The organism is Priestia sp. USM5 (genome assembly GCF_058323215.1).
The window spans coordinates 901,299-927,215 of record NZ_JBSGKN010000001.1; the positions used below are offsets into that span (position 1 = coordinate 901,299).

28 protein-coding genes are annotated in these 25,917 nt (G+C 37.8%); 18 read left to right on the forward strand and 10 right to left on the reverse strand.

Annotation, left to right across the window (positions count from 1 at the left end):
- Positions 1–15 precede the first annotated feature (15 nt).
- Positions 16–384: a hypothetical protein gene (locus tag ACWATA_RS04630; RefSeq protein WP_028415092.1), complete on the forward strand. Its 369-nt coding sequence runs from the start codon at positions 16–18 to the stop codon at positions 382–384.
- 5 nt (positions 385–389) lie between these two features.
- On the opposite strand, the gene ACWATA_RS04635 is transcribed toward ACWATA_RS04630, so the two are convergent.
- From ACWATA_RS04635 to ACWATA_RS04645, 3 genes are read right to left on the reverse strand one after another with little or no spacing between them, the layout of a single operon-like run.
- Entirely contained in the window at positions 390–1,517 is a 1,128-nt protein-coding gene (locus ACWATA_RS04635) for a Ger(x)C family spore germination protein (RefSeq protein ID WP_473049599.1), read from the reverse strand.
- Positions 1,514–2,611 carry a GerAB/ArcD/ProY family transporter gene (locus ACWATA_RS04640; RefSeq protein WP_098113576.1) on the reverse strand — a complete coding sequence of 366 codons (1,098 nt, stop codon included), beginning with the start codon at positions 2,609–2,611 and terminating at the stop codon, positions 1,514–1,516. The genes ACWATA_RS04635 and ACWATA_RS04640 overlap by 4 nt, the downstream gene beginning before the upstream one ends.
- A gap of 15 nt (positions 2,612–2,626) precedes the next feature.
- Entirely contained in the window at positions 2,627–4,063 is a 1,437-nt protein-coding gene (locus ACWATA_RS04645) for a spore germination protein (protein ID WP_028415089.1), read from the reverse strand.
- 118 nt (positions 4,064–4,181) lie between these two features.
- Here ACWATA_RS04645 and ACWATA_RS04650 point away from each other — a divergent pair, with 118 nt between their 5' ends.
- The 3 genes from ACWATA_RS04650 (at position 4,182) to ACWATA_RS04660 (ending at position 5,526) form a co-directional block, all read left to right on the forward strand.
- Complete coding sequence (locus ACWATA_RS04650) at positions 4,182–4,586, forward strand: secondary thiamine-phosphate synthase enzyme YjbQ (protein WP_028415088.1); 405 nt, start codon at positions 4,182–4,184, stop codon at positions 4,584–4,586.
- Positions 4,587–4,688: 102 nt separating this feature from the next.
- On the forward strand, positions 4,689–4,814 hold the full coding sequence (locus tag ACWATA_RS04655; RefSeq protein WP_016765283.1) for a hypothetical protein: 126 nt from the start codon (positions 4,689–4,691) through the stop codon (positions 4,812–4,814).
- A gap of 586 nt (positions 4,815–5,400) precedes the next feature.
- Positions 5,401–5,526, forward strand: a complete 126-nt coding sequence (locus tag ACWATA_RS04660) for a hypothetical protein (protein ID WP_013058681.1) — start codon at positions 5,401–5,403, stop codon at positions 5,524–5,526.
- Between the two features lie 149 nt (positions 5,527–5,675).
- On the opposite strand, the gene ACWATA_RS04665 is transcribed toward ACWATA_RS04660, so the two are convergent.
- Both ACWATA_RS04665 and ACWATA_RS04670 read right to left on the reverse strand, forming a co-directional pair.
- On the reverse strand, positions 5,676–6,218 hold the full coding sequence (locus tag ACWATA_RS04665; protein ID WP_028415087.1) for a 5' nucleotidase, NT5C type: 543 nt from the start codon (positions 6,216–6,218) through the stop codon (positions 5,676–5,678).
- Positions 6,219–6,352: 134 nt separating this feature from the next.
- The gene (locus ACWATA_RS04670; protein WP_013058679.1) at positions 6,353–7,030 is read right to left on the reverse strand and encodes a C40 family peptidase; all 678 of its coding nucleotides are present in this window, start codon (positions 7,028–7,030) and stop codon (positions 6,353–6,355) included.
- Between the two features lie 345 nt (positions 7,031–7,375).
- Between ACWATA_RS04670 and pfkA the strand changes: the two genes are divergently transcribed.
- Positions 7,376–8,335 (forward strand): 6-phosphofructokinase, encoded by a 960-nt coding sequence (gene pfkA, locus ACWATA_RS04675; RefSeq protein WP_028415086.1) that lies wholly within the window; start codon positions 7,376–7,378, stop codon positions 8,333–8,335.
- A 26-nt stretch (positions 8,336–8,361) separates the two neighbouring features.
- Here the strand turns inward: pfkA and ACWATA_RS04680 are convergent, their stop codons facing one another.
- Positions 8,362–8,505, reverse strand: coding sequence for a hypothetical protein (locus tag ACWATA_RS04680; protein ID WP_013058677.1), 144 nt, complete (start codon positions 8,503–8,505; stop codon positions 8,362–8,364).
- Positions 8,506–8,663: 158 nt separating this feature from the next.
- On the opposite strand from ACWATA_RS04680, the gene ACWATA_RS04685 reads away from it, so the two are divergent.
- From ACWATA_RS04685 to safA, 5 genes are all read left to right on the forward strand, one after another.
- Positions 8,664–9,062 carry a universal stress protein gene (locus ACWATA_RS04685; protein WP_013058676.1) on the forward strand — a complete coding sequence of 133 codons (399 nt, stop codon included), beginning with the start codon at positions 8,664–8,666 and terminating at the stop codon, positions 9,060–9,062.
- Between the two features lie 12 nt (positions 9,063–9,074).
- Positions 9,075–9,794, forward strand: a complete 720-nt coding sequence (locus ACWATA_RS04690) for an NAD-dependent protein deacylase (RefSeq protein ID WP_028415085.1) — start codon at positions 9,075–9,077, stop codon at positions 9,792–9,794.
- 114 nt (positions 9,795–9,908) lie between these two features.
- The gene (locus ACWATA_RS04695) at positions 9,909–10,139 is read left to right on the forward strand and encodes a YuzI family membrane protein (protein ID WP_016765278.1); all 231 of its coding nucleotides are present in this window, start codon (positions 9,909–9,911) and stop codon (positions 10,137–10,139) included.
- A 613-nt stretch (positions 10,140–10,752) separates the two neighbouring features.
- Entirely contained in the window at positions 10,753–12,117 is a 1,365-nt protein-coding gene (locus tag ACWATA_RS04700; protein WP_028415084.1) for a hemolysin family protein, read from the forward strand.
- Between the two features lie 137 nt (positions 12,118–12,254).
- Complete coding sequence (safA, locus tag ACWATA_RS04705) at positions 12,255–12,878, forward strand: SafA/ExsA family spore coat assembly protein (RefSeq protein WP_074677042.1); 624 nt, start codon at positions 12,255–12,257, stop codon at positions 12,876–12,878.
- 40 nt (positions 12,879–12,918) lie between these two features.
- On the opposite strand, the gene ACWATA_RS04710 is transcribed toward safA, so the two are convergent.
- Positions 12,919–14,025, reverse strand: a complete 1,107-nt coding sequence (locus tag ACWATA_RS04710; protein ID WP_025750169.1) for a mechanosensitive ion channel family protein — start codon at positions 14,023–14,025, stop codon at positions 12,919–12,921.
- Positions 14,026–14,317: 292 nt separating this feature from the next.
- Here ACWATA_RS04710 and ACWATA_RS04715 point away from each other — a divergent pair, with 292 nt between their 5' ends.
- Both ACWATA_RS04715 and ACWATA_RS04720 read left to right on the forward strand, forming a co-directional pair.
- A complete protein-coding gene (locus tag ACWATA_RS04715) occupies positions 14,318–15,283 on the forward strand; it encodes a bile acid:sodium symporter family protein (RefSeq protein ID WP_473049600.1) in 966 nt (321 codons plus the stop codon).
- A 157-nt stretch (positions 15,284–15,440) separates the two neighbouring features.
- Entirely contained in the window at positions 15,441–15,893 is a 453-nt protein-coding gene (locus ACWATA_RS04720; RefSeq protein ID WP_028415082.1) for a CBO0543 family protein, read from the forward strand.
- Between the two features lie 60 nt (positions 15,894–15,953).
- Here the strand turns inward: ACWATA_RS04720 and ACWATA_RS04725 are convergent, their stop codons facing one another.
- Positions 15,954–17,387 (reverse strand): alanine/glycine:cation symporter family protein, encoded by a 1,434-nt coding sequence (locus ACWATA_RS04725; protein WP_028415081.1) that lies wholly within the window; start codon positions 17,385–17,387, stop codon positions 15,954–15,956.
- Positions 17,388–17,664: 277 nt separating this feature from the next.
- A complete protein-coding gene (locus ACWATA_RS04730; protein ID WP_224980520.1) occupies positions 17,665–18,285 on the reverse strand; it encodes a LysE family translocator in 621 nt (206 codons plus the stop codon).
- A 220-nt stretch (positions 18,286–18,505) separates the two neighbouring features.
- Here ACWATA_RS04730 and ACWATA_RS04735 point away from each other — a divergent pair, with 220 nt between their 5' ends.
- The 4 genes from ACWATA_RS04735 (at position 18,506) to ACWATA_RS04750 (ending at position 21,933) form a co-directional block, all read left to right on the forward strand.
- Positions 18,506–18,988, forward strand: coding sequence for a GNAT family N-acetyltransferase (locus tag ACWATA_RS04735; RefSeq protein ID WP_033579878.1), 483 nt, complete (start codon positions 18,506–18,508; stop codon positions 18,986–18,988).
- Complete coding sequence (locus tag ACWATA_RS04740) at positions 18,985–19,911, forward strand: DMT family transporter (protein ID WP_224980519.1); 927 nt, start codon at positions 18,985–18,987, stop codon at positions 19,909–19,911. The genes ACWATA_RS04735 and ACWATA_RS04740 overlap by 4 nt, the downstream gene beginning before the upstream one ends.
- A gap of 24 nt (positions 19,912–19,935) precedes the next feature.
- Positions 19,936–20,874, forward strand: a complete 939-nt coding sequence (locus ACWATA_RS04745) for an MBL fold metallo-hydrolase (protein WP_028415077.1) — start codon at positions 19,936–19,938, stop codon at positions 20,872–20,874.
- A 207-nt stretch (positions 20,875–21,081) separates the two neighbouring features.
- Positions 21,082–21,933, forward strand: coding sequence for a VOC family protein (locus tag ACWATA_RS04750; RefSeq protein ID WP_034270678.1), 852 nt, complete (start codon positions 21,082–21,084; stop codon positions 21,931–21,933).
- A 473-nt stretch (positions 21,934–22,406) separates the two neighbouring features.
- Here the strand turns inward: ACWATA_RS04750 and ACWATA_RS04755 are convergent, their stop codons facing one another.
- The gene (locus ACWATA_RS04755) at positions 22,407–23,792 is read right to left on the reverse strand and encodes a protoporphyrinogen oxidase (RefSeq protein WP_224980518.1); all 1,386 of its coding nucleotides are present in this window, start codon (positions 23,790–23,792) and stop codon (positions 22,407–22,409) included.
- Positions 23,793–24,013: 221 nt separating this feature from the next.
- On the opposite strand from ACWATA_RS04755, the gene ACWATA_RS04760 reads away from it, so the two are divergent.
- On the forward strand, positions 24,014–25,339 hold the full coding sequence (locus tag ACWATA_RS04760) for a metallophosphoesterase (protein ID WP_033579882.1): 1,326 nt from the start codon (positions 24,014–24,016) through the stop codon (positions 25,337–25,339).
- Positions 25,340–25,497: 158 nt separating this feature from the next.
- Positions 25,498–25,917 carry a GtrA family protein gene (locus ACWATA_RS04765; RefSeq protein ID WP_033579883.1) on the forward strand — a complete coding sequence of 140 codons (420 nt, stop codon included), beginning with the start codon at positions 25,498–25,500 and terminating at the stop codon, positions 25,915–25,917.

Below are 25,917 nucleotides of genomic sequence, written 5' to 3' on the forward strand. Positions count from 1 at the left end.
AAAGGGTGATAGACGGTGAAAAAACAGCTTGTTCTTATTTCAATTGTTACAGCTGCTTTCTTTGTGCTTATTTTTCACAAAACGATCTTTCAAGAAGGTAATCCTCTTCCCATTGCATGGAGTATTGTAAAATTAAAGTCTTCAGGTGAAGATGTTGTTCAAATATCTGATAAGCCTAAGAGGTACCTCATTCATTCAAATGACTATTTAACGTTTATTAAACAAATGAAAAAGAAAAAAGTGAATTTTCAATATCAGGACGATAAAAAGTTTTATTTTAATAACGATGATGAACGCCAGCTGTTCATCAGCAAAAACTATACCGATAAGTTCACGATTATGGAACTAAAGAAAAAAGAGCTGACTGAAGCTGGCGTTGAGTAATAAGACTAATCTCTGCCCTGTGTACCAAAATCTTTAATTTGAACATCGACATGATAGTCGATGGTCGACTGGCTAAATATTTCATCCCATTCATGCTGATGTTTTTTCCAAAAATGAGGATGATGAATTCGTACGTAATTATGCAGGTCAAGCACATCAGCTTTGTAATTATTTTGTAATAAGCGAAGTGTTTTTTCTGCGTCTTTTCGAATAATTTTTTCTATTTTTTTCTCGGTGTTCTTTACATTAGAGGCGGCAAGAGCCTGTTTTGAAGTCTCCCAATCTTCTGATAGCCTGCCGCTTGTTTGAACGTCGATGTCAAAATGAAGGGAGTGATTTGAATCAATGCGGGCCTTCACATCTTGCTGAACATCTCCAATTTCATAGGAAAAGGGGTATGGACCGTGTTTGCCGTAAATAATTCCGCCTTTAATATTCCCCGTTAACCACGTTAAAGCCTCCACTTGGTGCTGAGTTAAGGTGAATTTTGCTTTTTTATCTTTTATGATTGCCGCGCCGTCTATTTCAACGCTGTTTTTTATTTTAGAAAGCCGCTGTATTAAAAAGCTTTGATCTGTTTTTAACTTAGCCGATAGCTCTCCCATGGTTAAGGGATTTAGAATTTTATTCGTTTTGAATTTATTGTAAACAAGCTCGTAAATTAAGTTGACTGGAGGCACAGACATTCCTTGAATCGTTAAAACGTTTTTAGCGTCTCCTTTTGTAACAAACGCAAGGCTGCTGCGCCGTATTTCATTATCACGTACAAACTGATTGATAAGCGCATCAAGAGGGATTGTCTTGCTCGCTTTTTCTCCTATTAAAAGTGCTCGCTGATGCTGGCTGTATATAGGGTCAGATTTCAGCGAAATATTTCGTGTGATTTCATGAATGGTAGGGCCGGCTGTTGTAATGTTTTTGTATGGAATGGAAGAAGACATATTTCCGGATTCCGTTTCGGTTAACGTTTGATGAGTCAGCACAAGCTGATTTTTTCCTGTTTTTGGTTCGATTTTTGGTGTAATATCCATTGCCACTCCTATAACAAGAGCAAGTTGTTCAATATTCCGATGGCTCATACAGCCGCATAATAAAAAAACGGTCATCATGACAGGAAGACATTTTTTCGTCATTTGAACACAACCTTTTTTATTTTCATTAACGTGCTGAAAAAAAGAGGGATAACTAAAAATGTCACTAAAAATGCCCAGCCTAATACCGTTGAAAAATGGGACACGTCGCTTGCTGTTTTGGGGGCTAACGAGCTCATAAATAAAATGGGCACAAGAAAGATAATATTGGTAGTTGACCGGTTTTTGAAAATCTTTTTAAATCCTGAAACAGCCAAAAAGAAATACATTACAAAAGTTAAAAAAAACTGAAGAAGCCAGACAATAAGTAAAAATAATTCAAGCCTCTCAAAGAAAATTCCTTTTACTTCATGCGTCTGAACAAATTCAATCGTAGGCCAAACGGTTGTTTTTACCTCCGGAACGGATAAAGCGCCTACAACTAATACGTAAGTGATAATATACAAAAGTAAAGGAATAGAAAATCCGATGATCGAAACTTTTCGTAAGTGATTTTTATTTTTCATATGCTTCGGAAGAAAGACAATGGTTTCAATCCCTAAAAAAGAAACAGAGACGGTTGTAAAGGCAGCAAGAAGCGGGCTGAATCCGTCAGCTAATACAGGCTGCAAGTTTTTTAAATCCACCATACCGATGCTAAGAGCGTATAAGGTAAGAAGAATGATGACCGTTACAGGAAAACATAGTGCCATTACTTTTCCAATAGAATCAATACCTCCCGTGATTAAATAAACGCCTGTCAAAATAAACGAAAGAATAATTAATTCAATGGGCATCGTTTCCAGTAAATAAAAATGAATCATTTCTGCCATAGCTCTTACTTCAAAGCTTGCTACAGATGTAAAATAAACGACCATAGCAAAGTTGAAGATATTTCCAATTATCTTGCCGGTTACTTCCTGTGTAAAATCAAACATACAGCTAATTGTAAAATACTTAACCATCCAGACTAAAAAAAGAACAATTCCAATAAACAAAAGACCGTCCATAATCAGTACAATCCATCCGTCTGCATTATTTGTCTGGTTTGTAATACTGCTTGGCAGTGTTAATAAACCGACGCCAAGCATAGTTGAAGAAATAATTGAAATGGCGTAAAAATCTGAAAGAAGCTTGCTTGATTGTGATTGTTGCATATGGTCCTCCTTTTGTTAGTTTTGTTTTGATTTATTTTTAGACTGTTTTAGGCTTTTGTTTGGAAGACGAACATAAGAGTCTTTCCACGCTTTTTTATTTAACGCAAAAAACGGTTTAAAGTAGGCTATACCAAAACTTTCGAGCTTAGTTAGATGAATGACAAGAACAAGGAAAAACATGGTAACTCCGTATAATCCAAAGATTGCTGCAATCATCATAGATACGAAACGCAAAATTCGAAACGAAAGGCCAATTCCATACTGAGGAACGGTAAAGGACGCAATTGCCGATACGGATACAACAATAATCATAACGGAGCTAACGATATGGGCTTCCACCGCTGCTTGACCAATCACAACCCCTCCTACAAGTCCAACTGTTTGTCCGACAGGAGTAGGGAGACGCAGCCCGGCTTCGCGCAATAATTCAAGCGTCACTTCCATGACCACTGCTTCGATAAAAGGAGAAAAAGGAACGTTTTCTCGTGTAGCCGCAATAGTGATAGCTAGCTCCGTCGGAAGCAGACCTTGGTTAAACGAAACGAGTGAAATATAAATAGCTGAAAAGAATAGGGTAATAAAAATAGACAAGTACCTTAGTAATCTCAGCAACGAACCCGCTATCCATCTTTCGTAATAATCATCGGGTGATTTCATAATCATATCGAAAGTTGTAGGTACTAAAAGAGCAAAAGGAGAGCCATCTACTAAAATGGCTACTCGCCCTTCATTCACCGCAGCGAGAACGCGATCCGGTCTTTCTGTATTTTGCACTTGAGGGAACGGTGAGTAGGGTGCTTCTTCTAAAAATTCTTCAATCATTCCTGAGTCTTGAATGTTATCTAAAGGAATGTCTAATAATTTCTCTCGGACTTGATTCACGATGTGAGTTTGACAGTGTTTATTATGAAAAACGATACTTGTTCGATGTTCCTTTGTATTTCCAATGTAAATGTCTTCAATAACCATTTCTTCTTCGGTAGAACGCTGCCTTAAAAGACCAAGGTTTTCATCTAAGTTTTCGATAAGCGCAATTTTAGGGCCACGCACTACTTTTTCTGTTGTAGGTTCACTTAAAGAGCGCTGTTTGGTCATAGACATATTCAGCGAATATGCCGTGGTGCTTTCGCTAATGAACAGCAAGGGCTGACCTTTAAAAAAACACGAGATCGCTTGCTTGTATGTATAAACTTCTTTGTCTTTAATGACAGAAATAAACGAATCGATGTCATCGAGTGTTTGCGTTTCACTTTTTGCTTTGGTCTCAACAATATGCTGAGTGAGATTATCAAGTTTTTCTCCGTCGACTAATCCTTGGAGATAAATAATGCATATATATTTTGTGGGGGACAGCCATAATTTTTTGGAACCAACATCTGTATTTTGACCCACCAAATCTAGAAACGTTTGAACGGTGTAGTCTGCATTGGGCTGAAATTTTGAATCAAGCATAAATAAACTCACCGCCTGTTGTATTAATGAGCTTAGTGTTTACGATGTAAAAACGAGTTATGCGAAAAATGTGGAAGAATAGAAAAGATATGTTATGGTAAAGAAAAGAGGTGATGGTATGCTACATTCATTTACGTTAAAAACGAATAAGCGTGACGAAATGATCGACGTTACGAGTCATGTACAAGCAGTAATAAGAACAGAAGGATTAAAAGAAGGGGCTGTAGTTGTTTACTGTCCTCATACAACCGCTGGTATAACAATTAATGAAAATGCGGATCCCGATGTAAAAACGGATATGATCCGACGCTTCGATGAAGTATATCCTTGGGAACATAAGTTAGATCTTCATATGGAAGGAAATACGGCGGCACATCTCAAAGCGAGCACGGTCGGCCCCTCTCAGCATATAATCATTCACGATGGGCAGCTGCTGCTAGGAACGTGGCAAGGAATTTATTTTTGTGAGTTTGATGGACCGAGGAACCGTACGTATTATGTGAAAATTTTATCCCTGCAATAACTTTTTTTCATACTCATTGTCCAACTTTCTTTTTAAAGTTGTTATAAAACAAAGTTTAGTTAATATAAATGTTATATAACAGTTAAAGGGAGAGATTGAATAATGGAAAAGATCGGTGCAGAACAAGAAACAGTAAAAAAAGAAAACGAAAAAACAAACTTTACATGGGTGGAAGAATACCCAACTATTTTAGACATTGTTAATGAGTATTACAGTACGTGTCGATAATGTGAAGAATCTGGGGCAAAATTATTTTAGTTGAAGGAAGATCCGAACGCGTTTGATTCTTGCTGGAGAATCCAACGCATTCGGATTTTTTCATTGATATAGTGAACGTAGATTTTATGTATGTAGACGAGGAGGCTCATCAGCCGCCTGGGGAAAGCGAAGTCTTACAAGGAAATCAACAGCAACGTAACAAGCAGTTGAGATTATTTATCTCGTTTGTTCGTCTTTGGATTGGAATAATTTAGTTAGGTCTTAATATCTTTTTTATAAAAAAGATATTATAGTAGCAATTTTTCTAAAAGGTTTAATATAATAAATATTAGGGTACTGAATTGTATGAAGTAAAGATAAAACGCATCGTTTCATACTATTTCCTTTTTTACCGCTAGTATAGCCTTGAAGAAAAAGTTTCATTTGATATACTAACTATACGCTTAGTCTTTAAGAGAAAGATGAAGATTCATTGTCATTGTTACACGCAGTGAATGAGCTGCCTTTGCTTGGCGAAAACGTCGTACAAACAAAGACAGATAGCGAATTGTTTTGGGTGCGTTCATTTAGTTCAAAACAGGGAGGCGATTAGTCTATGTTACTTGTACGTATGGCCATGATTGGTTTCTTTTCATTAACAGCCATATCATTGTTTTCTTTTCAGTCCGTTGAAATTATCCATGCCATTATGGACTTTTTTTCATCAGCTGATAAGTACTAAAAACGATATCTTTTTTAAATAAAAAGCGGATAACCCTTAGGGGGCTATCCGTCAAAAACCGCCCAAAAGGCGGTTTTTTTATGCTTATAGCTGTGCTCACAAACGCACTGCATTCATTCTCTGATGACAAAGTCTACGTGTTTTTTTGATTAACATTCGTTGAAATAAGTATTTACGTACTGTTCAAACTGAAGCCAATCGTCCACGCGAGGGACATTTACTTCTTCGTTGTATGGGTAGCTCATGGCAACAGCATGGCGACCTGTAGCTTGAAAAGCCTTCAAATTATGCGGTGCATCATCAAATAGCAAGTCTCCGTATATTTTATCTTTTTGGTGTGTAAACACGATATTGTACTTTCCGATAAACGGAAGGTGTTTTTCAACCCACTGCTCTTTTTCTGTATAAGCATAGGTACGGCTGCTTGTGACAATTAAAATGGAAAACCTTTCATAAAGTCGTTTAAGAACCTCAACAGCATGAGGCAGAGGTTGTAAATGTAAAAAAAGCCCCGGCTGATCGAGGTAGTCATAAATCTTTGTGCCGCATTCCGGCTTTACATACTTTTCTGATTCCCAGCATTTTAACTTTTCAACCGATAAGCTGTCGCAATAATCTTTGTTATATTGGTTATGCCAATCCGTCATAAGATCACAAATGACAGAATCCATGTCAATTAAAAGGGTGTGCATTTATTCAACTTCCTTTACAGTATTCATCTACACGCTTGGTTTTGTAATGCGCTGCTTCTACTATACCAAATCTTTTACATGCAGAAAAAGAGCAAGCCGCATCAAAATCGCACAGCTTGCCCTTTTTATCGAAACTACATTCTTTTAGCACCTAAATAGCGTTTGCTCCAATAGCTCTCTTTTAGAGAAGAGATGCTCACACCTTTAGATGAAGAACAGTGAAGAAACTGGTTGTTTCCTAAATAAATTCCTGCATGGGAAGGCCCTTTTGTATAGGTTTGGAAGAACACAATATCTCCAGCTTTTGGACTTGAGACGCGCGTTCCTTTTTGGTAAATTTGAGCTACTGTTCGAGGAAGCTGAACCCCGCCGCCATGTTTGAACGCATAGCCAATAAAACCGCTGCAGTCAAAGCCGCTTGGCGTTGTTCCGCCCCAGCGATAGCGAACGCCCATGTACTGTTTTCCTTTGTTAATCACTGCGTTAGGGTTATAGCGCGCTGAGCTAGAAGACGATTTGCCCTTTGCTGAAACGCCTAGTTTAGCGTACGTTCCTTTTCCGACAATACCATCTGCTGCTAGTCCATTTTTGCGCTGAAATGATTTTACAGCAGAAGTTGTAACAGTCCCAAAGTATGTAGTCGTATTCCCTTTAAAATAACCTTTATTTTTCAACGTTTGTTGTAGTTGTTTAACATCTTGGTGATTCATGCCTTGGCGAAGCGTTTGGTCGCCTAGAGCCGCTTGGCTGACAATCGGGCTAGTAGAAACAATAACGCCAGCAAGCGTAAGAGCTGCTATTACTTTTTTCATAAAACTAGTACCCCCTGAAAATTTTTCCTGATTTGAGTAAATTCATCATATCATCTTTCGACAGTGTTCTACGTTACAATTTCATTACATATATGAAAAAAATGAAATATAAAGGTGAATATAGTCTTATAAAAGCTGTAATTAAAAGGGTTCTTTAGATGTGTAATATTGCTAGAAAAACTTTGAATATTTGACGGTAAATAACTAAAAGATATGAAAAAGTATGTACATTTAAAATTTAACAAAGAAATATGTTGTGAATTACTACACAAAAAGTTCGAACTCGGGTAAAATGTAGAACTATAATATAGTAGTCATATATGTGACTTTGATGAGGTGAAAGTAATGAAAAGAATAGGTGTATTAACAAGCGGCGGAGATTCTCCAGGTATGAATCCTGCGGTTCGTGCTGTTGTGCGTAAAGCAATTCATGAAGGTATGGAAGTTTATGGTATCTTCCAAGGATATCAAGGATTAATAGAAGGAAATATTAAAAAGCTAGAAGTTGGAGATGTTGGTGACATCATTCAACGCGGCGGAACGATGCTTTATTCTGCAAGATGTCCAGAATTCAAAACAGAAGAAGGGCGTTTAAAAGGTATTGAAAACCTTAAGAAGCACGGTATTGAAGGCTTAGTAGTTATCGGTGGAGACGGATCATATATGGGAGCTGTAAAACTAACAGAGCTTGGTTTCCCTTGTATCGGTATTCCAGGAACAATTGATAACGACATTCCAGGAACAGATTTTACACTAGGATTTGATACGGCTCTTCATACGGTTATCGATGCAATTGATAAAATCCGTGATACGGCGACTTCTCATGAGCGTACGTTTATTATTGAAGTTATGGGTCGTAATGCAGGAGACATTGCTCTTTGGTCAGGTCTTGCTGGCGGTGCGGAAACAATCCTTATCCCAGAAGCAAAAGATGAGTTCCAAGAAATGGTTGATCGTTTGAGAAAAGGACAAGAGCGCGGTAAAAAGCACAGCATTATCGTGGTAGCTGAAGGTGTAGCTAATGGTAATGAAGTAGCGAAACAGCTTCATGAAGCTGCAGGTATTGAAACGCGTGTAACAGTATTAGGACACATTCAGCGCGGTGGTTCCCCAACTGCTCAAGATCGTGTGCTAGGAAGCCGTTTCGGCGGTCGTGCAGTCGAACTTTTACTAGAAGGTAAAGGCGGCCGTGCAATCGGTATCCGTAAAAATGAAATTGTAGATTATGATATTATGGAAATTTTAGGTGAACCTCACCATATCAATGCTGATATGTACCGTTTATCTAAAGAGCTTTCAATCTAATCACAGTGTTGCTGAGGCGAAACTTCTTATATTGAAGGAGTTTCGTCTTTTTTTGACTGCATCCCTGTCCCTTCACAGTGTTTGCATGTTTTCATGTAACCGATACCAGGAATAACAGCTAGCTTTCCGAGCCCTTTGCAAAAAGTGCAAATTAATTCAAAACCAAACATTGGTTCATCCCCTCTGTACACGTTTTCTTTCAGTTTATCATAAAAGTAGACAAATAATTTTAAAAATTATAGAAATAATCAAAAAAATGATTACATTTGAACAGCGAGTGATATAGTAAAGAGAGAAGACCATTTTATAAAAGAGGAGAGGAAGCGTGATGTTTAAACGAATTTTACTTGCCTCAGATGGCTCAGAGCATGCAGCTAAAGCAACAGAAAAAGCCGTTCAGCTGGCTCAGCTTACGGAAAACAGTTTTATTCAAGTTATTTATGCAGTAGAAGGTGATTCAAGATTAAAATCACTTAGCCGCGACGAGGAACGGGAAAGTCGGATACATACAACGGATGAAATTTTAAAGCAAGGAAACGTGGAGTATGAGATCACCTTTATGCACGGAGACGCGGCTAAAACAGTGATTCAATTTGCTAATCAAAATTCATTTGACCTTGTAGTAATAGGAAGCAGAGGGTTAAATCCTGTAAAAGGCATGCTGCTTGGAAGCGTTAGTTCTAAGATAGCACAGCAAGTAACAATTCCTGTGCTAATTGTTAAATAGGAGAGAAATGCAATGTCAAACCAGTACAAAGAATTAAAACAGCTCATTGATGATGCTAAACACATTTGTTTTTTTACGGGAGCAGGAATGAGCACAGAGTCGGGCATACCTGACTTTCGCTCTCAAAATGGCTTATATCGCCAAAACAAAAGCTTTGTGGACATAGTAGCTGCTGACTTCTATGAACAGTATCCTCATGAATTTTGGCCGCTGTTTAAAGAAATTTTTCATATTAAAATGCTGCATCATTATAAAGCAAATACGGGCCATCGCTTTATTGCTGAACTAGAAGACGCCAAAACCGTGCATGTGATTACGCAAAATATCGATGGGCTGCACCAAGATGCAGGAAGCACGAACGTTTTTGAAATTCATGGGTCCATTAAGAGAGCTCATTGTCCGAGGTGTAAAAAAGAGTATGACTTAGCGTATTTAAATCAGTCAGCTCTCCCACAATGTACAGCGTGTGAGCGCCTTTTAAAGCCAAATGTTGTTCTCTTTGGAGATGCCATTCATCAGTTCGATGAAGCAGTTACAGCAGCGCTGTCATCTGATTTATTCATCGTGCTTGGTTCATCGCTTGAAGTAGCACCGATTAATCAGATTCCGCTGCTTGTGAGCCGGTACAATCGTACAAATATGGTGATCATTAATAAAGAACCTACGCATTACGATTATTTGTTTGATTTGGTTATCTATGATTCCATTGGACAAGTGGTTGCAAATTTATAAGCGTCTATGCATGGACATAGCGCTTTTTTAGCATTTAGTGATAAAGTGTAGGGATGTATCATATGGTGTAGTACATCATCCATTCGCTAATGGATAGAAGGGATGTTTTTGCATATGAGTGGAGGCCTGAGAGTTTGTCTTTTCATTGTTGGTATTGCACTCAAAGTGACAGCTGTTTTGACTTTGATTTTTGAAATGAATCTTGTCCCTATTCACGGAAGGAGTCTCACTTATTATGCTGAAGCGATAGGTATGAAACTCCCCATTATCTGTTTTGTCCTTGGTTTTTTTTGTGTAGCAGCAAGCTTTTATTTGCCTGCTAAAAATCGCCGCACCAGTAAATAGCAAGGGCAGGAGACTAACTAAAACGTTTGACTGCAAAGTTTTTAACATTTAAAATAAAGTCAATAAGTTTAAAAAGAAATAGGATAATTATTCCTAAATCTTTTTAGATATACGGAAATAGAGGTGATTGGATGGGGCAGTGTACCACGTTGGCGAAGTAGCATTATATGCACCAGTGTCAAAGCGTACAATACAGTATTATACAAACCTACATTTGCTTCACGCATATCGCTCTTTATCACATAATCGCTCTTTTAAGGCGTTAACAGACTTTAACTTTATAAAGATTGTAAACTACTAAATTTTTTATAAATGAATTGGGAGAGAGAATCAGCGCTGAAGCAACATCATGAAATGAAGCGATGTGAGCCATTGCTTCACATCTAGAACAGCTGAATAAAGAATGACCTGCTAGATTAACGAGTGAAACGTGAGATAAGGAAGAAAGGCTGGCAGTTTTGCTCCATATAAAAATGTTTATACATTTATCATGTGATTCCTCCTTATATGCACTTTTCCAAGTGATCAGTACAGGGATAGAGTTCTTTATCCAAATTTTTTATTTTTTAGGAGGTGAGTCCTTACTCGTTTTTAAACGAGCTAAGGAACTTGATTGGACATATTTAACTTGATTTTACTAGCGGTACTGATTGCATTAACTGCTTTTTTCGTTGCTACCGAGTTTGCGATTATTCGCGTGAGGAGTTCCAAAGTGGATCAGCTTATAGCAGAAGGGAGCAGCAATGCAAAAGCTGCGAAGCAAGTTATTTCAAATTTAGATGAATACTTATCTGCGTGCCAGCTTGGTATTACGATTACTGCGCTGGGAATTGGTTGGTTAGGAGAGCCTACACTTTCGCATCTCCTGTCACCATTACTTGATCAACTAGGGATAAGCGGAGCGTTAACAAAAGTACTATCTGTTGCGATTTCTTTTGCGGTTGTTACATTTATAAATGTTGTGGTCGGAGAGCTTGCTCCGAAAACATTTGCAATTCAAAAAGCAGAGAAAGTCACTTTATTATTTGTTCGTCCGCTTATACTCTTTTATAAAGTAACCTATCCTTTCATTTGGCTATTAAACAGTTCTTCTCGTTTAATAACAGGGTTATTTGGTCTAAAGCCTGCTTCAGAAAATGAGCTTGCACACAGTGAAGAAGAGCTTCGCATCTTGTTATCAGAAAGCTATAAAAGCGGTGAAATCAATCAATCGGAGTTTAAATATGTAAGTAAAATTTTTGACTTTGATGATCGCGTTGCCAAGGAGATTATGGTGCCGCGTACGGAAGTCGTTTCAATTGACCAGGAAGATACGGTCGAATACATCCTTGAGATGGTCCAAGAAGAACGGTTTACCCGCTATCCGGTCATCGATGGAGATAAAGACCATATTATTGGAATGGTCAATATGAAAGAAATTTTAACCGAGATTGTCATGAACAACAGCAAGGAAAAAATAGATTTAAAACAGTATATCCGTCCTGTTATTGAAGTAATTGAATCGATTCCTATTCATGATTTATTGCTTAAGATGCAGCGTGAACGCATCCATATGGCTATTTTAATTGATGAATACGGTGGAACAGCAGGGATTGTAACAGTAGAGGATATTTTAGAAGAAATTGTCGGTGAAATTCGTGATGAATTTGATGCGGATGAACTTCCATTAATTCAGAAAGTCAAACCCGATCATTATATTGTAGATGGAAAATTATTAGTAAGTGAGCTTAACGAGCTGCTTGGCACGACAATTGATGATACGGATGTTGATACAATTGGAGGCTGGGTCTTAACGGAAAAATATGACGTCAAACAAGGAGAAAGCCTTAGCTTTGATCAGTATGATTTTACCGTTACGAAAATGGAAGGCCATCACATTCAATATATTGATGTGATTAAAAAACGTCAGGTACATCAAAGTACGGATGAAGCGGTTAATGTGTCGGACATGAACCAGTCACAGGCTTTATCTTCATAATAAGAAGGCGCATTGCGAAAGAGCAGTGCGTCTTTTTTTAAAAGAAAGTGTGGAGGGAAGATGACAAAGTCATATGATGGAACTATGGGATAATATTACCGCTATGAATCTTGAAATCAATTTGCTTTAATAAAAGTATGAAAACTCTATCAAAACTTTTATTAGTAACATTGTTGTCTGTCACTCTAGCTTTTGGTCTTAATAACACTGCGCAAGCAGCAACCGTACATACCGTTCAATCGGGAGATACGATGTGGAAAATAGCAGTAAAATATCAGGTGGGCGTTTCCGAGCTGATTGAAGCGAATTCTGCTATTAAAAATCCTAATTCGATCTATCCGGGACAAAAAATTACCATACCAACAGATAAAGCGGGAAGTTCATACGAAGAGCAAGTGGTTCAGCTAGTGAATCAAGAACGTGCTAAAGTAGGGCTTAAGCCTTTAAAGTCTAATTGGGAAGTAGCTCGCGTGGCTCGCTATAAATCGCAGGATATGATTGATAAAAATTATTTCAGTCATACATCGCCTACGTATGGAAGTCCGTTCGACATGATGAAAAAATTTGGCATTACATACAGTACAGCAGGTGAAAATATCGCTGCTGGACAAGCAACTCCAAAAGAAGTGGTTAACGCATGGATGAATAGCGAAGGTCACCGTAAAAACATACTATCAAGTCAATTTACCGAAATCGGAGTAGGTTACGCTAAAGGCGGAAGCTACGGTCATTACTGGACTCAAATGTTCATTTCAAACTAAAGAAGAAAGGAAAAAAAGCTGACTACTAAGTCAGCTTTTTTTAGCTTCGAGCACTTTCTAGAAATTCTTTTGGATTGCCAGAAAGCTTTCCGTCCTGCTCAACGATGAGTGTGCGTGTAGGGAAAGCAAATTCTACGCCTTCTTCTTCAAGAATGTCCATAATTTCGAAGTTTATATTTTCTTTTACATCTAAGTAATCAGCAAAAACGGTTGTATTTGTAAAGAAATACAGATAGATATTTAAACTAGATTCATAGAAACCGTCAAAATTTACAAGAATCGTTTCATTGTGAATTTCTTCGTGCTCAGTCAGCATCTTTTTAATTCTTGCCACTACGGTTTCTAACTTTTCTTTTGGTGTATTATAATTCAAGTTTAAATGAAAGGCAATTTGACGTTTCCCCATTTTAGCCCAGTTAATAATAGGTTCATTAGAAAGAGTAGCATTTGGAACCGTTACGACTGCTTGAGCGAACGTTCGAACTTTGGTGCTTCGAAACGTAATATCTTCTACAACGCCTTCAACACTTGGTGTTTTAATCCAATCTCCAATGGTAAAAGGCTTTTCAGTAATAATTACGATTCCGCCGAATAAATTACTAACGGTGTCTTTTGCGGCTAGGGCAAAAGCAAGACCACCTAAGCCAAGACCTGCTACAAAGCCGTTTACGTTAAAACCCCATTCTTCTGCGATGATGGAGATAGAAAGCATAACAACAACGATGCGGATAAACTTTTCAATAAAAGGAATAATGATTCGATCCACTTGGATATCAAAATTTTTGGCAAACGTTGCAAAAAATAAATTGGTAGAAGCAGCTAAATTATACAAGCCCCATCCTGCAAGGCCAACAGAAGCTGAACGAACTAAATGTCTTTCCGTATCGGCTGTTAAAACATCAAAGGGAAGATAGGGAAGAGCAAGCTTGAAACCAATAATCACAAAAATCCAGCGCAGCGGCTTTTCAAAAGCTTCTAAAACGCTCGTAATTAAATTGATTTTTTTATTTTTGACAAAACCAATAATAAACTTAAACAAATAAGTCGTGAAAAGCTTGCGAAGAATTAAAAAGATCAAAAAGATCCCAATCGCAATCACGATTTTTTTCCAATCATCTAACGATGATAGAGACTTCAAAAAATCCATACAATCCTCCTAGTTACCAAAACTGTGCTACAGTCCATTTATATCCGTCAATTGAAAGCATTCCTATGTAGAGTGTTCTTTACCCTAAATTCATGCTTTTTAAAAGCTTCTTCCCTATTAAAATAGCACAAAAATACCTGTAAATCTATTTAAGTGATAATTATGAATATATCTCTTTTTAGTAAAAGAGACAGACAATAGTCTGAAAATAAGTTGTATAATAAATAGGTGATATTATAAACGTTAATTTATCTTATTATTTATTTAAAACGTTCGTTGGAGGGAGAAAGCTTTGTTAAGTCAATTAAATAGAATGCTAGAAAAATTGATGCCGTTTATTACGCCGCTCAGCTTGCTCATAGGAGTTCTTATCGGTTCATCATTAAGTCAGTATACCTTCTTAATTCCATGGCTTTTTGCATTAATGACGTTTGCCGGAAGTTTGAATTCAAACTTTCACCAATTAAATGCCACGATACATCGTCCATTTCCAATCATTATGGCTCTGTTTGTTTTACATATTTTTATGCCAGCATGGGCTTGGAGCGTTGGCCAAGTGATTTTTCCACATGATGTATTTACAAGCACGGGTCTTTTGCTAGCAGCAATTATTCCAACGGGAGTGACTAGTTTTATATGGGTCTCGATTTACAAAGGAAGCATTCCTCTTGCACTATCCATTATTTTAATTGATACTCTTTTAGCACCGCTTATCGTTCCTTATACGCTTTTATTGGTGGTTGGAGACACCGTACATTTGGAAGCGCTAAAGTTAGTCAAAGATTTATGTTTTATGATTGTCCTTCCATCTTTGTTAGGCATGTGCTTAAATCAATATACAAAAGGAACAATTAAGCAGACCTTAGGACCAAAGCTGGCACCTGTTTCGAAAATAGGGTTAAGTGTGATGGTTATGGTAAACGGGGGAGTGATTGCACCTTATTTAAAACATATTGATAAAAAACTGCTGTTTATTATCGTGATCATCTTTTTAATGAGTTCAGCTGGTTATTTCTTCAGCTGGATGATTGGCAAATGGCTAAGATGGGACCGAGCAAAAGTTGTGACGCTTACGTTTTGCGGAGGCATGAGAAATATTAGCGCCGGAGCCGTATTAGCCGTATCTTATTTTCCAGCTCCCGTTGCTGTACCGGTCGTATTAGGGATGTTATTTCAGCAGGTATTAGCTGCTTTATCAGGGCGTTTAGTTCAAAACTATTACCAGAAAAAAGACGCTGAATTTGCTTCATTAAAATAAATGAAAAAAGCAAGGGACGAACCACAGTAATCATAAAGTAAGCACTCTGGTTTAACGATCAGAGATAAGATACTTTTACACTTGCTGCGTTCAAGATAATGAGATGATTAGAAAAAGGTGCGGTGTGGCATACTAGAAAGAAAAAGGTCGGATATTCTTGCTTATCAATATAGCGCTGGCGTTTGTTTTACCTTGGATTTTTGGCACCCTCTATTTACATCCTAGAAATCGTCGTTTACTGCCTTTAGTAGGAACTGCTTTTTGCATTTTAGCAATCGTTATCAATGAATTAGGGAGCTATTATGGCTTTTGGAAACTCCGGACTTCTTTAGAAAATGAAGCATTAGAAGCGCTGCCTTTTAATTTAGGTGTTTATCCTGTATTGGCCAGCTATATGATTTTTTTAATCCAGCGAATCGGAAAGCCTCATTTTTTTATTTTTCTTATAGCGCTGTTTACAACATTTTTAGAAGGAACGTATATGTATATGGAAAGAGTTATATACGGAAACGGATGGAATCTCGGCTGGACATTTTTTTCCTACTGGATTCCGTACAGCGTAATTTATTTATACTATAGGTATTTGGTTAGTCTTAGACTTCTTCACTAGAAGAAAAAAAGAAGTAAATTTGCGCAATAAAAAAGCCGTGAATATTCACGGCTTTTTTTATTAGATCGCTTCTTTCGAGCTAGATTTATCTTTTGAATGATCCCATGCATCAATATTATCAAGTCCAGAAATGCTGTCTTGATAGAAGACAGGGTCTTTTCCAGCTTTCTTTTGGGCAAGATAATCTTTGAGTGCGGCAAAGGCCACTTTCGAGAGCAGGAGAATTGCGATTAAGTTGACTACTACCATAAAGCCCATAAACAGGTCTGCTAAGTCCCATACAAGCTGAATTTGAGAAATAGAACCGAACACGATCATTGCAAGCACAGCAACACGATAAGTCATCAGCCAAGCTTTATTTGTGTTCAAGAACTCAATATTTGTTTCTCCGTAGTAGTAGTTACCAATTAATGTACTAAACGCAAATAGGAAAATCATAATTGCAAGAGCACCTGTTGCCCAAGAACCAATATGAGTGCTTAAAGCAGCTTGTGTTAATTCAATACCGCTTAAATTTTTATTTGTATAAGCACCTGAAAGTAAAATGATAAAGGCAGTACTACTACAAATAATAAGCGTATCCGTTAATACACCAAAGGCTTGAATTAATCCTTGTTTTACCGGGTGGCTTGTTGTTGCAGCTGCGGCTGCGTTTGGCGCACTACCCATACCCGCTTCGTTTGAGAATAATCCGCGTTTAATTCCTTGCATAAGAGCTGCTCCAAGAGAACCGCCAGCAATTTGCTCGAAACCAAATGCATTTTTAACGATTAACGCAATAAGAGAAGGCATTTCTTGAATGTTCATAATAATAATGAAGAGTGCTACTGCAATGTAGGCAACAGCTAGTACCACAACAATGTATTCTGACATTTTTGCAATACGCTTAACTCCGCCAAAAATAATGGCAGCGAAAGCCACTGTCATAATAATTCCTAACACTAGACGATTCGTTCCGAACGCATTTTCAAACGCAAGGGTAATCGTGTTCGATTGTACAGCATTAAAAATTAAGCCAAAGGATAAAGTGATTAAGACAGCAAACAGTCCGCCCATCCAGCGCTTTTTTAACCCTTTTTCCATATAGTAAGCCGGTCCGCCTCGGAAGCCGCCGTCTTTGTCTTTTACTTTGTATATTTGTGCTAACGTACTCTCGACAAATGCTGAAGCTGAACCAATAACGGCAAGTACCCACATCCAAAATACAGCACCAGGTCCCCCTAAAGCGATCGCAATCGCAATACCTGTAATATTCCCCGTACCAACGCGGGCTGCCATACTGATACAAAACGCTTGGAATGGCGAAATTCCGTCTTTAGAAGAGCTATCCGCACCTTCTTTTAATACACGAATCATTTCTCTTAATAACCGAATTTGTAAAAACTTTGACCTGAATGTAAAAAACAAACCAAATGCAATCAGCATCGCAATCAGTAAGTAGGACCAAAGAAATTCGTTGATTGAACTAACAAAACCTTGAACTACTTCTTGCATAGTTTCACCTCTTCATGAATTATAGTAGAATAATAATAAAAAACGTGAATTTATAGAATTTTCCCTCTATTTAGATAGATCTCCCTATTTCCCCGCTGTTTTTCTTCATTATCCTTGTCGAATCTTGTTGCTAAATCTGAACCTTATATATATATAAAATAATAATTTTGGTCTTTTGTCAACTAACCTCACATGGAAAAATAGGGTGATATGACAAATGAAGCGGGTATGAAAAGGTGATAACAGCAGGGATGAAAGAAATTTCATTTTGTTTTACTTAATTGTTGCTAGAAAATAAAAGTTTTAGGCCAAGTATCCCAAAAACGGTTCCTTTTACATATTTTAATGTGTGCTGAAAGATACGGCTTTTTTTGACTTTTTTCCCAAGGCCAGAAGCAAATAGCGCAATAAGTGAAAAGATGATGAGCGTTTCGGCGATAAAGATGATCCCAAACAAAATCATCTGCAAACTTACATGTCCAAGAGACGAATTAACAAACTGCGGTAAGAACGTAATGAAGAAAATAGCTACTTTTGGATTGGTTAAGTTGCTAACAAATCCTTTTCTAAAGTGATGGTGGTGCTGAACGTTTTCTGTTAATTCCAACGGACCGCTTTTTTCGCGAAACGATTGGTAGGCTAAAAACAGCAGGTACAGAACACCTACAACCTTTAGAATCGTAAAGGCAATAATTGATTTTTGAAAGATAATAGATAGCCCCACTGCGGCTAAAAGAGTATGTACAAATGTTCCCGTAATGGATCCCAGTACGGTTTTGATGCCTGCTTTGACGCCTGAAGCAATACTTTGTGTCATTACAAAAATCATGTCTTGTCCTGGTATTAAGACAATGATAAGTGACACGGCTATGTAAGGTATAAGCCAAGAAAATGTCATGATAATTCCCTCCCAACAGAATTTTAACCATTTCGACAAAAAGTTCTCAAGAGTGTGTGCTAATGAATTAATAGTTTAATGGAGTAAAGCTAAGAAGGTATAAGAGCTTAAAAAGAGGTTATTCTCCTTAATAAAAATCAATAAAAGGTGTAGGAAAAAAATAGGTGATGTTGTATAATAATTCGATATACTTAATTTTTATAGAAAGAAGGTAAAATTTATGAACTACTGTTTAGCACAGCCGGAGGACGCTGCTACAGTTCACGATCTTATGCTGCAAGCCTTCTCCGTCTATCGCGATTCTGTCCCACCTTCCAGTGCTCTTGATGAAACAACGGAATCTATTATGCAATCGTTAAAGCATGGAAAAGAAGCTGTCATTTTATACGTCGAAAATAAGCCCGTAGCGATGGCGCGTTTTACGCTAGAAGAAACGAGCTTATATTTTTACCGTCTGTCTGTTATTCCTGCTTTTCAAGGAAAAGGACTGGCTAAACGGCTTATTCAATGGTTAGAAACATACGCCAAAGAGTGTGGTAAGGAAAGTTTATCATGCAAGGTGAGAATGAGTGTTTCTCGTAATATAGCTTTATATGAATCAATCGGCTTTTACATAGAGGAAAAAGAAATCGTACATAGAGGGGGAGTGAATATTCCCGTAGTAAATATGAAAAAAGAGATTCTAAAAGGAGTAATGGCATGAATAAATCAATTCTTCCTTTACCGCCTCCTGTCTTTCTTTTAATCGGTGTATTAGCCGTTTCCTTTTCTTCTATTTTAATTAAATGGTCGGATGCGCCTGCTTCTATTTTAGGAATGTATAGACTGCTGTTTACCGTCCTTTTATTTTTACCGTTTTTACCATGGAGAAAAATGAAAATTCTTTTTAAAAACAGCACGGTAAAAGAATGGCTAATGCTAGCTGTATCAGGCGTGTTTTTAGGGCTTCATTTTCTGTTTTGGATGGAATCTTTTTCACATACAACAGTTGCTAGCGCTATGATTTTGACTGCGCTCGAGCCGGTCTTCGTAGTGATTGGAGCTTATTTTTTATTTAAAGAAAAAACAAGCAAAGTAGGAGTCATCAGTATTTTAATGGCTGTTAGCGGCTCGGTGATTATCGCATCGGGCGATATCGGAGTATCTAAAACGGCTCTTTACGGAGACTTACTTTCTGTTTTAGGTACAGTGGCCGTTTCTGTTCATATGCTGGCGGGGCAAGATCTATGCAGGAAAATGCCTCCAATCATCTATAGCTTCGCCGTTTTTTTAATCGGTGGACTGGTTCTATTTGTTTACAATATTTGTACAAACGTATCGCTGACTCAGTATGACACAAAGGATTGGTGGATCTTTTTGCTTTTAGCGCTTATTCCTAATATTTTTGGTCACGCCTTATTTAACTGGCTGTTAAAGTATGTAGGTGCTACAACGATTTCGATGGCTATTTTAGGCGAGCCAATTGGTGCCATCATTCTCGCCTATTTCTTGCTTGGAGAAATGACAACCATTTCTCAGCTAGCGGGAGGAATGATTGTGATGATTAGTGTGATGATCTTCTTAAAGTACAAAGCAGCAGAGCCCGAAAAAGTTATAGCTTTTCAAGAAAAGTCGAATATCAGCTAATGGGATAGGCAAGCAGCACCGAGTATGATACAGTTTATTTATCATTATTTACCATTTAGTAAAGAGGTTTTTATTAAACTACATAAAGCAGGTGTAAATATGCTGAAAAAACTAACGGACCACGTTTATTACTTTCCTCATTCTGAAGAAACGGATCGGCCGGTGCTCGGGCTTATATGCGGGGAGAAGTATAGTTTCCTCGTAGATGCTGGGAATTCTCCTGCGCATGCATCATCATTTTTAGAAGAAGTGGAAAAAATGGGAGCCCCTCCAATCAAAGGAGTAGCTATTACGCATTGGCACTGGGATCATACATTTGGCATTCATGCAATGAACAAATATACAATCAGCCATCATTTGACGAAGAAAAAGCTGGCCTATTTAAAGACACTGCGCTGGGACGATGATTCCTTGGATAAACGCGTCCAGGAAGGGGAGGAAATCGAATTTTGCCGGGATATGATAAAGAAAGAAATGCCGTGTCGAGAGACGTTAATTTTACGGGAGCCGGACGTAACGTTTCATCATCATATGGAAGTTGACCTAGGTGGAATCACTTGTTGCATTCAGCATATTGGAGGGGTACACGCGCAAGACTCGTCCGTTGTCTACGTCCCCAAAGAAAAAGTACTGTTTTTAGGTGATTGTCTATGTCCAGATTTTTATAGCGGTGACTGGAGTTATGATAAAGAAGACCTTGAGCGGATTCAGAGAGAACTTAAAAAATATGATGCGCAGTATTATCTTTCATCTCATTTTGACCCTGAAACTTCTGAGGAACTTTGGAGAGATTTAAACCAATTGAGTGCGATTGGAGAAATTGTAGGAAATGAAGTCGATTTAGAAAAAGCATGTTTTCAGTTTGAATGTGAAACGTATAAGAAGCCAACAAATGAGCAAAAAGAGAGAATACAGTATTTTGTTAATGGAAATGTCAAACGTAAAAGCAGAGAACTGTTTTGATAGTTTATGCATAGCCTAATGGTAAGTAAGCCCGCCTGTTCATACTATATTATGAGCAGGCGGGCTTATTTAATTGGTTATGCTGTGATATGAGTTTTAAGTTATGATAGTAAAATAAATAACTTGACGAAACAAAGTTATAAAAATATAATAAGTTACATAAAGTAAGTTAATTAAAAAATGATCTATTTAAAAGGAGAAATAATCATGAACTTTCACCGTGCACCCCATGTATTTGTTGGGAAAGTAAATTTAAAAGTAGAAAATTTAGAGCGTTCACTTGCTTTTTATCAGCAAATAATCGGGTTTAAACTTTTAGGGAGAAAAGAGAACAAAGCCTTGTTAACAGCTGATGGACGCACGGCGCTTTTATCGATTGAACAGCCGGAAAACGTTACAGCAAAACAGCCTCGTACAACAGGCTTATATCATTTTGCTCTATTGTTGCCGACTCGTTCTGATTTAGGAAGTATTCTACAGCATCTGTTAAATAGCGGTTATCCGCTTCAAGGGGCGTCTGATCATCTAGTGAGTGAAGCGCTGTACTTGGCAGATCCAGATGGAAACGGCATAGAGATTTATCGAGATCGTCCGTCAAGTACATGGGAATGGAACGACAGTGAAGTAGTAATGGCTACAAAACCTTTAGACGCAGAAGCGATATTATCTGAAGGAAACGGTAAACCATGGACAGGATTACCTTCAGCTACCTTAATGGGACATATTCACCTTCACGTTTCTGAATTAGAGCAAACGGAAAACTTTTATCGAAATGGATTAGGTTTTGAGGTTGTGAGCAATTACCATAATCAAGCCTTGTTTATTTCAACTGGGCGCTATCATCATCACATCGGACTAAACGTTTGGAATGGAATTGGAGCGCCTAGTCCTCTTGAGAACAGCGTTGGTTTGGACTCATTTACACTTGTTTTTCCAGATGAAGAAGCAAGGGAGCAGGCAATAAATCAGCTTCGTGAAATTGGAGCAGCTGTGTCTAAAGAAAACCAAGATTTCATCACAAAAGATCCATCAGGAAATATAATTAGATTAGTCCTTTAACATAAAAGCTGCCGCAGTTGGCAGCTTTTATTTATCGCAATGTTCGTCAAAATAGGCAAGAAATGTACACTTTTTTCTCAAATAGTAAGATGATAATGGCGAAAATAGTGTTATTTTCAGGGAAATAAACGAAGAGTCTTATGCTTAAAAAAGTTTGTAAACAAGCGTGCGTGGGAATAAAATACATATCAAGCATCATTTCTTATCATTATTAAATCTTTATATAAAGTCTTTCCATATAAAACCTTGAAGGAAGGGAGCGGAAACCTGTGAGATATAAAGTGAAACATTGGCTTAGATTAACTTCAGACGAGCGCTATCTTGTATTGTTTGCTACTGCTGCTTTGCAAAAAGAAAAGCGATAAAAGAGTTGTTAATAGTAAGGAAAGTAGCTTTATATGCTAACGAAAAGGTAATAAAAGGCCTGAAAATAATATATTATTTTCAGGCCTTTTATTGTTTTCAAACCTTGTTTAAGTCAACTGTTGAGAGATAGCTTTGGCCGTTTGTTTGCCGTTTGTTATACACGCTGCAATCCCCACTCCATAGTAAGAACAGCCGGCTAATGTAATAGCGGGGTGCTTGTCATACAATTTTTGAGTCAAGCTGCGTACGAGTTCACCGTGTTTAAGGTGATAGGTAGGCATCAATTTATCCCAATTTGTTACGTCGCTTTCAATGGGCTGCTCTTTGATCCCTAAGCTGTTTTTAATGTCCTTTTGTGCCACTGCTAGCAGCTCTTCTTTTGACATCGTCCGCAGGCTGTCAAAATGGTGACTCGTGCTTTTATAAAACAGGCGAACTAACAAATTCCCTCGCTTAGAGGTGTGAGCCCATTTTTTGCTCGTCCACGTGCAGGCATTGGCGATTAAGTTGCTTGATTGAGAAGCAATAAACCCCGTGCCTTCAGCGGGAAGGTATTCGTCTGGAACGTTATAGCCGATGTACACGCTAATGAGAGAAGAATCTTTTAACTGCTCAAAGTCTTCGTTTAATTCGGGATCGTTCAACAGGTGCTGAGCAGCCGTGTGCGGTGTAGCTAACACCACGTAATCCGCTGAATGGGCTTGCCCCGGCGTACTGATTTGGTAGCGTTCACCGTTCCGTTTTATGCTGGTGGTTGGCGTATCTTTTAAAATCGTTACATCAGAAAGCTCTTCTTCTAAGCGGTGAATAATCGTTGATAAACCTTGTTTAAACGAAATGAATTTTTTATTTCCTGCCGTTTTAAATTTTTTTTCATTGGCGCCCATTCCTTTGATGATGCTGCCGTACGTGTTTTTGTAGTCGAGCAGATACGGGAGAGTTGAAGAAATCGTGAGCTTGTCTAAATCGCCAGAGTAGACGCCCGATAAAATAGGTGCAATTTGCTTTTCTACTAGCTCTTCTCCTAAAAAATGTTTTAAAAAGAGTCCAATCGAGCTGTCTTTCGTAAACGTTGTATTTTTAGTAATTAAGTCTTTTAAAGCTGTAATTTTCGCTTTTGAAGAAATCAGCTCGCTTTTAAAAAGAGATTCCACGCTTGTTGGAATACCGAACATGGTATCTTCAGGAATTGGAAGTAGCTCATTAGCAGAGTAAATAAATGATTTGCCCGTTTCGTTATAGACTAAATCGTTTGTTAAGTACAGCTCTTCTAGCAGAGGCATAACGTTTTCTTTTCGAGCCACAATAGAATCCGCCCCTGTTTCCATAATAAATTCCCCAGCTTCACGCGTATTGATTTTCCCTCCTAGATGGGGATGTTTCTCTAGTAATAATAATTTAAGCGGAAGATTACGTTCTCGTTTTAGTTTCTGCAAATAGTACAGAGTGGTTAAGCCCGTAATTCCTCCTCCAATAACAGCGACCGTTTTCAAAATATTCACTCCTACATTTTCAACAATTAGTCTGTAATATACGAAAATCATACCACTATGACTAGGAAAAGTGTAATGAATTGATTGTGAACATAGTGTATGCAAACACGAAAAGAAATATTGAAACTATACGATTAGATATTTTGAAATTACATAAAATAAAAGCTCATACACGTAGAGAAAATGACTGAGACGCAGCAGTGAAGGAAGGAGGAAGCATCATGCTCGGCGGTTTTATGGAAACGCTGAAAAAAGACTGGCTCGCTTTAGTATTAATAAGTGTTCTTATATGCGGGATTACCTTAAATGTACGAGCTGAAGAGAAGAGCGGACGAAGCGGATACATCGAACCAAAGCTAGTTTTTCCTGTGATCAGTGATGTTCATATTAAGGAAACAGGAACGCTTGATTTGCGTACTTTTCAACATGCATTAACGCAATTAAATGAACAGGCACCGAAACAAGATGCATTTGTAGTCGTAGGAGATTTGGCCGACACAGGCGCGTTAAAAGAATACGATCGCTTTTTTTCTATTTATAATCAAAATAAACAGTCGCAGGCCGTGTCTCTTTTTACAATTGGCAACCATGAATACCGGGACAGTGTAACCAATCAGCAAGCGCAGCAGCGTTTTTTATCTAAAACCAAAATGAAGTCTCTTTACTTTCATCAAGTGATAAAAGGATATCATTTTATCATGCTTGGAACAGAAAGCCGTCTGACCGCCGGTGATTATTCAATCAAACAAATTAACTGGCTTGCTGAACAGTTGAAGATAGCAAAGCGAGACGATCCTAAAAAACCGATTTTTGTCTTTATTCATCAGCCTATTAACAATACATTGTACGGGAAAAACAGATGGGGGATAGAAGTGAATGAACAGCTTCTTTACAATACGTTAAAACCTTATCCGCAGGTCATTACGTTTTCTGGTCATACCCACCATCCGTTGGACGACCCTCGTACTATTTTTCAAAGAGATTTCACCTCTCTTGCAACGTCTTCTGTTCGGTATATATGGCCTGGTGCTGGATATTTACAAGGTGAACTTCCTCCTGGCTACCGAGATGTGAGTCAAGGTCTTCTTGTAGAGGTTTATAATCGAAAAGTAGTCGTTAAAAGGCGGGATTTTCACGCAAATAAGTGGACGGGAGAAGCGTGGGAAATTGACATACCTGCAGATACAAAAAAATTTCACTACACGAATGAGCGAGATTTAGTAAAACCGATTTTTCTTCCAAGCTCTACTATTTCTGTTATACAAGAAAAAGCTTCAGCAAATCAGCTTTATATCCAGTTTACGCAAGCGGTGGATAATCTGATGGTTCATTCTTATCGCATTACCGTCAAAAATAAAGAAACTGGAAAAGTGGTCAAAACATATAATGCATTTTCTCAATATTACAGCGATCCTGTTCCGGATGTTTTAAGTCTTCCGTTATCCGGTTTGCAGCCTCATACTGCGTATCAAATAGAAGTAGCGGCAGTGGATGCGTTTGATAATCAAAGCGATCAAAAATTAATGATTGAAGGCTCTACTAAATAGCTGAAAGAATCCTGATTTTTATTGATTCTTTTAGCTTTTTTTCATCTGTTTTTAATGTTATTTTCATTAGATTTTTAAGTGGAGTTGCTACACTGAAACTGTATTTAAAGTCATAATATGTAATTTTTATGAAAGTATCAAAATCAAAAGGAGTTTATATGAAAGGATCTTTTGTACGTTTTTTAGTAGTGGGACTGGTCAATACAGCAGTAGGTCTCTCCATTATGTATGTGTTGCTTCATATCTTTCATCATTACTGGATAGCGACGTTCGTTGGCAATGCAGCGGGGGCAGTCGTCAGCTACGTGTTAAATCGAATATTTACGTTTAAAAGCGGAGTTCATTTATCAAAAAGCATACTGCGTTTTATTTTAGTTATTGGCATTTGCTACGGCTTGTCTTACTATATTGGACTGCAGTTCTCCAGCTGGTTATTGCATCAACTTCCTGTTGCGGTGCATCCGTTCAAAAAAGACGTCGGTATATTAATTGGAACAGGTCTGTATACGCTTTTAAATTATACGGGTCAAAAATACTTTGTATTTAATACAAAAAAAGAAGCAGTCGTCCACGATTAG